Origin of the sequence: Halomonas dongshanensis, from assembly GCF_024790395.1 — a bacterium.
Classification (GTDB): domain Bacteria; phylum Pseudomonadota; class Gammaproteobacteria; order Pseudomonadales; family Halomonadaceae; genus Vreelandella; species Vreelandella dongshanensis.
The window spans coordinates 152,210-160,337 of sequence record NZ_JAJISC010000009.1; the positions used below are offsets into that span (position 1 = coordinate 152,210).

Here is an 8,128-nt window from a genome sequence, read left to right on the forward strand (position 1 = left end):
TGAGGTAGAATCAGACGACTGCTTCAGCTGCACCGACCGACCCACTAACGGAGGATCGGTTAGGCACAGCAACGTTCTGAGTCGGTGAAGTGTGTTCCTGGGTCTTAGTGTCGTCGAAAGAGGTTTCTTCACGCCGTGGCGCTTCATAAACCTTGTCGCCATCCACCTTGGCCCAATTGATGAACAGTAGACGCGCCTTGAGACTCACCGCTGTTTCACCAGCACGGTCACCCTTCGTCCGAGTAAAAAGATCGGGATAGAGATCGCCGAGCTTAAAACCGATCAGGATCTTGGGCTCGTTGACTCCTTTAGCCTTACGATCAACCACGGTTGCGGCGAACTTCTTAACCAGCCTTTCCGCTTCAGCACCACTAACGCGGCAGTCGAACCGGCGATACTCAACCTCATTGGCGGGACCATTCAATGCGGATATGTCGCAAGCCCAGAAGGCATCGCCACGCTTGGGTGTGACCTTGCGGATCCGATTGACGTAGCCAACGCCGGTGATATGGAGATCGAAGAACTGGTTATCAGTCGAATTGGACATGGTGTTACTCCTTGGATCAAGTCAATGATTCCAGGAGATACACCTTCCCCATCGGGGAAAGCTCTCCCCCGGATGGGTATAAAAAAGAAAGTGCGTGAATGACTTACATGAAGCGCATCGCCGCGAGCATGATGCCCGTTGCTGCCACAATCATCGCGCCAAGGCGACTTGTCATTCTCAGTTCCAAACTTTTAATATCCTGCTTCAGTTCAGAACGAACTTCTGCAATATCCTGCTTCAGTTCAGCGCGAACTTCTGCAATGTCCTGCTTCAGTTCAGAGCGAACTTCTGCAGTATCCTGCTTCAGCTCAGAGCGAAGCTCTGTAATATCCTGCTTTGTGGCATAAGGCTCAAGCAACTGCTTGATCTCTACCGTCGTAGGATGATTAGCCAAATCCTGCTTGGTAGCCAGGGTATGTTCCGCTGCTTCGCGAAACGCCTGGCCATGCGCTTCCGCAATCGCCTCAGACTGCTCCTGAGAGAGCCCAGCCGTGCGTAATCGCTTAGCAAATTCCAGCGTATCAATGGCGTACATGGACATCTCCGGTCTCCTCCTAATCGTTATGGGGGAGACACGCCCATTAGGGAGGTGAATCCCCAGATGGGTTGCCGTTAGGTAGCATTCAGCCTCAATAGGCACCGTCTCTCAGAATGCGTTACGGTTTTGGGCATTGCCCGAAGGCAAAGGGCGTCACTGATAACCGTCAGTGACCAGCGGCTTACACCAATAGGATTGCGCCACATCGTCACGGCGTCAACCCCCAATCTTGATCTCCAATCGCAAGCCGGGGCAACGAAGTCTCGTCGCCTCGCCTTGGGATTGAGGACTAGTACTGCGCGTCTAGTTAACTACCGATACCGGCTCGGGTAGCAAGTAGGAATCAGCCATTATGCCGACTATCGGCCATGCCCCTCGTAGTCATGGTAACGATTGCCGCTGCATCCGGTCCCGAATCATGGCGCTGGACCGATACGATTGTGCGCGGATCCCCGCACAAAGGGAGCCCATGGGTCAGGCGGTGGGCTCCGCCGCTGTGAAACAAAGTCCAACCGGCCAACGAGCCACCCCACAGGAGATGGCTCGCTGGCTGGTCGAGATAGGCTTTAAGAAATGGTCGACGACCGGTCGACCTGAAACATAAGGAACCTGGAACCCGCATACATGCCAATGTAGTGCAAGAGAGCCTTGCGAAGGGGTGCGCTCTTTCGCCAGGTGATAGCGCTTTGGGTTCGGACTCAAGAAGAGTCCAAAGGGACCAACTGATAACCGCCAGTTGGCAACGGGGTACACGGGCAATTATCGAGGAGTGTCGCCAATCTGGCAAGGCAGAATGCTTTTTCCTCTTTATTGCAGAGAGCCATAAGCTTTGCTCACGGCTCGGGATGCCTCATTTTTTGAAAAATCTGCTCTTAGGCAACAACTCAAGTCAACTAAGCACAGTTTCGTGCGAGAGTTGCTGCACGATTTGTAATAGTTTGCACCGTTATGGCATAACTCTTCGCTGCCATGACCTAAGCCCACCACTGAATTGCAACGTTTGGTGTTAGGTCTCTCCCTGCACAGTGCCATTATCGGTCAATTCAAAACCACAGGTATGATGGAAAGGATGCCAATGAAAAAATTTATTCAGTACTCAGCCGTAGCGTTAATGCTTTTTCCCACCCTTGGAGTAGCAAACGACCTGAATGCCGGAATAGCAGCCTATGAGTCAGGAGATTATGCAAGCGCACTGGAGGAATTGAGGCCGCTCGCAGAACAAGGTAATGCCGAAGCCCAGTACACACTCGGGTTCATGTACAACAGGGGGCGAGGAGTCAGAAGCAACGGCGTTGAAGCACTAGAATGGTGGCACAGGGCTGCCGAACAGAATCATGCGGGAGCGCTCTACAAAATTGGGGATGTGTACCACAACAGCATGAATGACGCGTTCTGGGGCATTGAAAGAAGCAGAGAAGAAGCAAGCGAGTGGTATATTTTAGCCGCCGGGGAAGGCAGCATAGAAGCCATGATCCAGCTTAGCAACATGGCTCCTTTTACCTCTGAAGGTGTGAAATGGAATCGGCTCGCCGCTGAAGAAGGTGACGCTGAAGCTCAGCACAAGCTTGGGCGAAGGTACCAGCACGGCTGGGGTGTACCAACCGATCGTGTAGAAGCGATAAAGTGGTTTCGTCTTGCTGCGGCGCAAGAGTATACCGAGGCCCTATTTGCACTTGGAGCGCAATACGAATTTGGATCCGGAGTAGATCAAGACAATACAACAGCTTATATGTGGTACACCATTGGTGAGGCCACAAGCGACATGACAAGCTCCAATAAAAGTGACCTGGAAGAGGTAATGTCGGAAGAGGCTAAAGCCGAAGCGGAGGAGCGAGCTAGCGTGTGCATGTCGTCCAATTATCAGCAAGGCTGCGAAGAAGCGGCAGATGAAGAGCACGTTTCAACGCAATGAAAAAATACACCTCCTCTCATGGCCTACTGGTCCGGTTTCGAGCACGACGCTTCACCCCGCTCTTGCCGATAGGCTTAGTGCCGTCACACTCAGGGTAACGGGAGCAAGACCAGAAGAGTCCATCGCGACCCTTGCGCTTGCGCATCTTCGCCTGGCACTTGGGACAGGTCTCGCTCGGTGCTTCGGGGAGATTCAATTGGGGACGCTGAAGCGCGATACCGATGAGCTTGTCGAGCAACGCGCTTTGGCGTTTCATAAAGTCCTCAAGCGTCATCGCCCCCTCGGCAACCTGATCCAGCGCCTGCTCCCAGAGGGCTGTCATCCCCGGGTTGCTAATCTGAGGCGGTAACGCCGCAATGAGTCCCTGGCCGACCGGTGTCGACACAATCGAGCGCCCCTTTTTCCGGATGAAACCACGCTTGAGTAGCGTTTCAATGATACCAGCGCGAGTGGCTTCAGTACCGATGCCCGAACTCTCTCGTAGTCGCGCTCGTAGCCGCTCATCTGTAACGAACCGGGCCGCGTTCTTCATCGCCGAGATCAGCGCACCCTCGGTGAAGGGCTTCGGCGGCTGAGTCTGACGATCCCTCACCAGTAGATCCTGTACCGAACAGCTCTCCCCTTGACGGAGAGGCGGGAGCGCCTGCGCGCCGGAACCATCTTGCTCCTCGTCGTCACCGTCCTGCCCTTTGCCCTTCCCTCGGGGAAAGAGCACTTTCCAGCCCTCGACCTGTATCTGTCGCCCCGACGCGACGAAGGTCTCGCCGACGAGATTTAGCCTGGCATCGGTCTGATCGTACTCGTGGGCTGGCAGAAACTGCGCCAGATAGTGTCGTCGGACGAGATCGTAGACTCGAAACTCCTCCTCACTCATCCGATCAATGCGACAAGGTGCCGTGGTGGGAATGATGCCGTGGTGAGCCGTGATCTTGCTGTCGTTCCAGACGCGGCTCTTGAGCGTCTGGTCCAGTCGACCGATCACCGGGGAAAGCTTCTCATCCGAATGCAGGAGCGCCGTCACGACAGCCCCAACCTCGGACAACATCGACGTAGGCAGATAGCGGCAGTCGGTACGCGGGTAGCTCGTCGCTTTGTGGGTCTCGTAAAGAGACTGAGCAATATCGAGCACTTGCTGGGCACCGAAACCAAAGCGCTTCGAACACTCCTGCTGCAGCGTGCCGAGATCCATCACCAGCGGCGCCGACTCTTTTTTGCGTACCGTCTCGATGGCTGCCAATGTCGCCACCGCGCCCTGGCATTTGGAGGCTACCGCTCGCGCTGCCTCTCGATTGATGCAACGCCCCTCCTCGTCGAGCCAATCGGCGTTGCCCGGCAACCACGATGCCTGAAAATAACCGCCCTGCGCCTGGAGGTTGGCCACCACCTCCCAGAACGGTGTAGGGACGAAATTCGCGATCGCCTGATCGCGCCGCACGACGAGAGCTAGGGTCGGTGTCTGGACACGGCCGACGGACAAGACCCCCTGATGCCCTTGCTGCTGAGCCAGTACCGAAAAGGCGCGAGTCAGATTCATCCCGACCAGCCAGTCCGCCCGGGAACGGCCCAGTCCCGCCTGATACAGCGGATATGTCGACTCTCCTGGCCGGATATTGGCCAGCGCCTTCCGAATCGATGCCTGGTCGAGCGCGGACAGCCAGAGTCGGGAAACGCGCCCCTGATAGCGACAGGCATCAAGAATCTCACGACCGATAGTTTCGCCCTCCCGATCAGCATCAGTGGCCACCACCACTTCGCTGCACTGCTTCAGCAGCCCCTGGATCACCTTGAACTGCTTGCTGGCATCCTTGCGCACCGTGTTCTTCCATTGCGTCGGGCGGATCGGCAGCGAATCCAATGACCAGCGTTTCAGCTCGGGATCGTAGGCTTCGGGCGGGGCCTGCTCGAGGAGATGGCCAAACGCCCAGGTAACGACGATGCCATCACCCTGTAGGCACCCATTGGCTTTACGGGTCGCTCCCAAGACCGCGCCGATATCACGCGCCTGAGAGGGTTTTTCACAGAGAAACAAACGAGACATAACACCGGGCCTCACAGAATGTGTATGGCCTCAGCGTAACGGGCTGGATCAGTGTCTTCAGTGAGGAATGTTAATCAAACTAGAGCAGGTAATACGCGTTTTCATGGATGCATCATCCAACGCGTATGAAACTCGACAACCCGCTCAATCGCGTGCGTGTCGTCGAGTAAATGCTCAGTCAAGCGCGGCGTTGAGTCGCTGTGTTAGCAGGGATTCCATGGCGTCACCATCATACAAAGTTCGCTGGTCAGCCGGCGCCCAGCTGTAATGGATACGCGAGCCCGAGCCATTCTTTTCGATCTGAACCCGCTGCAGAATCGAATATTGTATCCCGCCAAGGGCCTGCCGACCGTAATCGCCGAGATTGTAATAGGCCCCCGGCGTGCGGTCGTGTTTCCATGCCACATCGCCCATCTGCATTTTGGCCGTTATACTCTCCGGGCTCTCGAAATCGTTGGCAGAACGGAACCCCATCGCCGACTTAATCCGAGCATAGGCAGTATCGACATCGACGTAAGAATCAATAGCGACGGAGCCACTCTGATTACCCAGACTCTTGGCATCGACCGTTTGCCCCTCGGCATTGGTCGCCACCTGCTGCGGCGTCTCGCTAGGGTCGTAGTTCAGCGGTTCACCTGTGACCGGGTTGTCAAAGCAGGTAACACACACACCGTTCGAGTAATAGTGATCCTGCGCCGCGCATCCGGCTAACACCACCACCCCCACTGCCACTACCCAGTGCTTTATCCCTGCATTCCTTGTTTGTCTCATGTTGAATCGCTCCTGATGCTCGTAATGCGCTTATCCCAGTCCGCCCGCATTTGTGCTTACCGGATTGTCCCACTCTCCGTCTGGTCCAGCGGACTTGGAGTACGCACCCTGCTGCGAAGGCGGCTGACGAGGAGTGTGCTGACCTTGCGCCGACTCAAACACGACCTGGGCGACACGGAACGGTAGAATACCGATGCGAACGGCCTGCACCTTGAACTGAGACCGGCCATTCCCCTCACTATCCTTCCACTCGTCCAGCACCATACGGCCCGAGACCATGATTCGCATGCCCCTCTGGTAAAGCCGTGCCCACTGCTCGACATCGCGATGCCATATCTCGACATTTGCCCAGAACCCACCCTTGTCGACATTGCCATTCTCCGTCGGCACCGGATTATCGAAGCGGACGTTCAGCCGCAAAAGACCACGTGGTGGCTGATTACCGTTGGGAGATAACATCTTCACTTCTGGATCCGAACCGATGTTACCCTCGCCCATGAAATGGGTGCTCATATGAATCTCCTGAATCGAATAAATGCCTGACTACAGTGGCGGCAGTCGACCAAGGTCGTCAGTGGGAAACGTTAAGGCCGAAGTCTCACCATTCCACCCTTGAGAGCAGGGTTAGATCATGGCCTCAATCTCATCGAGATCATTGAGCAGGCGATTCAATCGATCGACCTGGCGTGTGGCTGCCGCGATCTTGGCGTTGAAGATCGCGCGCTCAGTCTCTATCTCGACCAGTTGACGCTTCATGCCTATCGATACGTCGCCATATTGCAGTACGGCTTCGAGAAGGCGTCGCCCCATCTGGGTCTGAGCTTTATCACGCCATTGCACTGCGCGAACTCGCCCCCCGCTGTTGTTATGCGCCTTGAGCCACAGCCCCGCCTGCACCACCGTGCGGTTATAGCGATTGGCAAAGTCCGCCGCCTCCTGCCACATTCGGCGACACTCCACGTCCAGTTCGTCCCGGTATCGAAGAAGCTCCCCCTTACCCTTAAAGGGTTTTAAAAGGCCCTTTGCGTACTGATTCAGTGCAAAGTCCTGGTGCTGTTCCAGTGCAGTCATCGTGTTCACGGTCCTGTGCTGTTTTCGTTGCAAATATTTGGTTTCGTTGCCCCACCGCCTCTGGCGAAGTGATTCCCCCGGAATCACCCTGTCTCGCCCCGGGTGGAAGTGTTTCCAGTGGAAACACGCCAGCTCGACCCTGGCGGAAGTGTTGCCAGTGGCAACACCCTGTCTCGCCCCGGGTGGAAGTGTTTCCAGTGGAAACACGCCAGCTCGACCCTGGCGGAAGTGATGGCAGTGCCATCACCCTGTCTCGCCCCGGGCGGAAGTGATTCCCCCGGAATCACCCTGTCTCGCCCCGGGCGGAAGTGATTCCCCCGGAATCACCCTGGCTCGACCCGGGTGGAAGTGTTTCCAGTGGAAACACGCCAGCTCGACCCGGGTGGAAGTGTTGCCAGTGGCAACACCCCGGCCTGGTCTTCTAGATTTGGTCCTCGGAGGCACCGGACTGGGGCAGCAATTGATCGTCGTCCAGGTCCGCGCCTTCGAGTTCAAGTGCACTGGCGTTGCCTGACAGCGAGGCTTCCTCACGCCGGATCGTCGGCGCAAACTCGCTGCGGCGCGTCCCTTCCAGAATGTCCTGCGGCAGCTCACCATATTTTTCGAGAGCATTTCTTGCTTTGGCGTTATTGGCCGCGAAATCATCTCGCGTTGCACCGCTGAAACCGGGGAACTTGACGGGGGCGTAGCAGAGCGAACGCAGTGCATGGCCGCCCTGATCACGAATCATCGCGCCGCGTTGTTTGTTGCCCAGCAAGCCAATGTGATGAGCCAGCAGGACATCACGCACGATGCTGTCGTACTGCATCAGCAACATGACGGCCTGCCAGCCCATCTGCCCGCCAGTGAACACGGGCGTCACGAACGGTTGCTGACTGACATTGCGACTGACATCGAGTCCTTCTGGGATCTGCTTCAACACACTGCTGATTCGAGCTTCCAGTTGCTGCAGCGCCTGTCGAGTCTCGTTGACCTTCTCCTCAAGCATGATCAAATAGCTATCGGCATAGGGGTCGTCCCGGCCCGCTGCCTGATGAACACGACCAGCCAGCGACAAAAACTGCTTGAGTCCGACCACTTGAGGCTTTCCGCTTTCGACCCCGCGCCCGTGCCAGGCAAGCACTGCCGGATAAGTGTGCAGGGTCATCTCGATCTTGCTGCGTAGCTGCCCTACACGGGGCTCAGTGCTGGCCATAATCACTCCTGAGTCGTCAATGCACTGGATGGGGTGCCAGCATCACCATTTATCAG

At 56.3% G+C, this 8,128-nt stretch carries 8 protein-coding genes; 1 reads left to right on the forward strand and 7 read right to left on the reverse strand.

Going from position 1 to position 8,128, the window contains the following annotated elements:
- Window positions 1–10: 10 nt before the first annotated feature.
- Both LLY24_RS17245 and LLY24_RS17250 read right to left on the reverse strand, forming a co-directional pair.
- A complete protein-coding gene (locus LLY24_RS17245; protein WP_259037545.1) occupies window positions 11–547 on the reverse strand; it encodes an STY4534 family ICE replication protein in 537 nt (178 codons plus the stop codon).
- Between the two features lie 103 nt (window positions 548–650).
- Window positions 651–1,088, reverse strand: coding sequence for a CCDC90 family protein (locus LLY24_RS17250; protein ID WP_259037546.1), 438 nt, complete (start codon window positions 1,086–1,088; stop codon window positions 651–653).
- Window positions 1,089–2,160: 1,072 nt separating this feature from the next.
- Between LLY24_RS17250 and LLY24_RS17255 the strand changes: the two genes are divergently transcribed.
- Window positions 2,161–2,997: a tetratricopeptide repeat protein gene (locus LLY24_RS17255; RefSeq protein ID WP_259037547.1), complete on the forward strand. Its 837-nt coding sequence runs from the start codon at window positions 2,161–2,163 to the stop codon at window positions 2,995–2,997.
- A gap of 16 nt (window positions 2,998–3,013) precedes the next feature.
- On the opposite strand, the gene LLY24_RS17260 is transcribed toward LLY24_RS17255, so the two are convergent.
- The 5 genes from LLY24_RS17260 to LLY24_RS17280 form a co-directional block, all read right to left on the reverse strand.
- Window positions 3,014–5,035 (reverse strand): DNA topoisomerase III, encoded by a 2,022-nt coding sequence (locus LLY24_RS17260; RefSeq protein ID WP_259037548.1) that lies wholly within the window; start codon window positions 5,033–5,035, stop codon window positions 3,014–3,016.
- Window positions 5,036–5,209: 174 nt separating this feature from the next.
- Window positions 5,210–5,806 (reverse strand): hypothetical protein, encoded by a 597-nt coding sequence (locus tag LLY24_RS17265; protein ID WP_259037549.1) that lies wholly within the window; start codon window positions 5,804–5,806, stop codon window positions 5,210–5,212.
- A gap of 30 nt (window positions 5,807–5,836) precedes the next feature.
- Entirely contained in the window at window positions 5,837–6,319 is a 483-nt protein-coding gene (locus LLY24_RS17270) for a single-stranded DNA-binding protein (protein WP_259037550.1), read from the reverse strand.
- Window positions 6,320–6,430: 111 nt separating this feature from the next.
- The gene (locus LLY24_RS17275; protein WP_259037551.1) at window positions 6,431–6,877 is read right to left on the reverse strand and encodes a DUF3158 family protein; all 447 of its coding nucleotides are present in this window, start codon (window positions 6,875–6,877) and stop codon (window positions 6,431–6,433) included.
- A gap of 421 nt (window positions 6,878–7,298) precedes the next feature.
- A complete protein-coding gene (locus LLY24_RS17280) occupies window positions 7,299–8,072 on the reverse strand; it encodes a PFL_4669 family integrating conjugative element protein (protein ID WP_259037552.1) in 774 nt (257 codons plus the stop codon).
- Window positions 8,073–8,128: the final 56 nt, after the last annotated feature.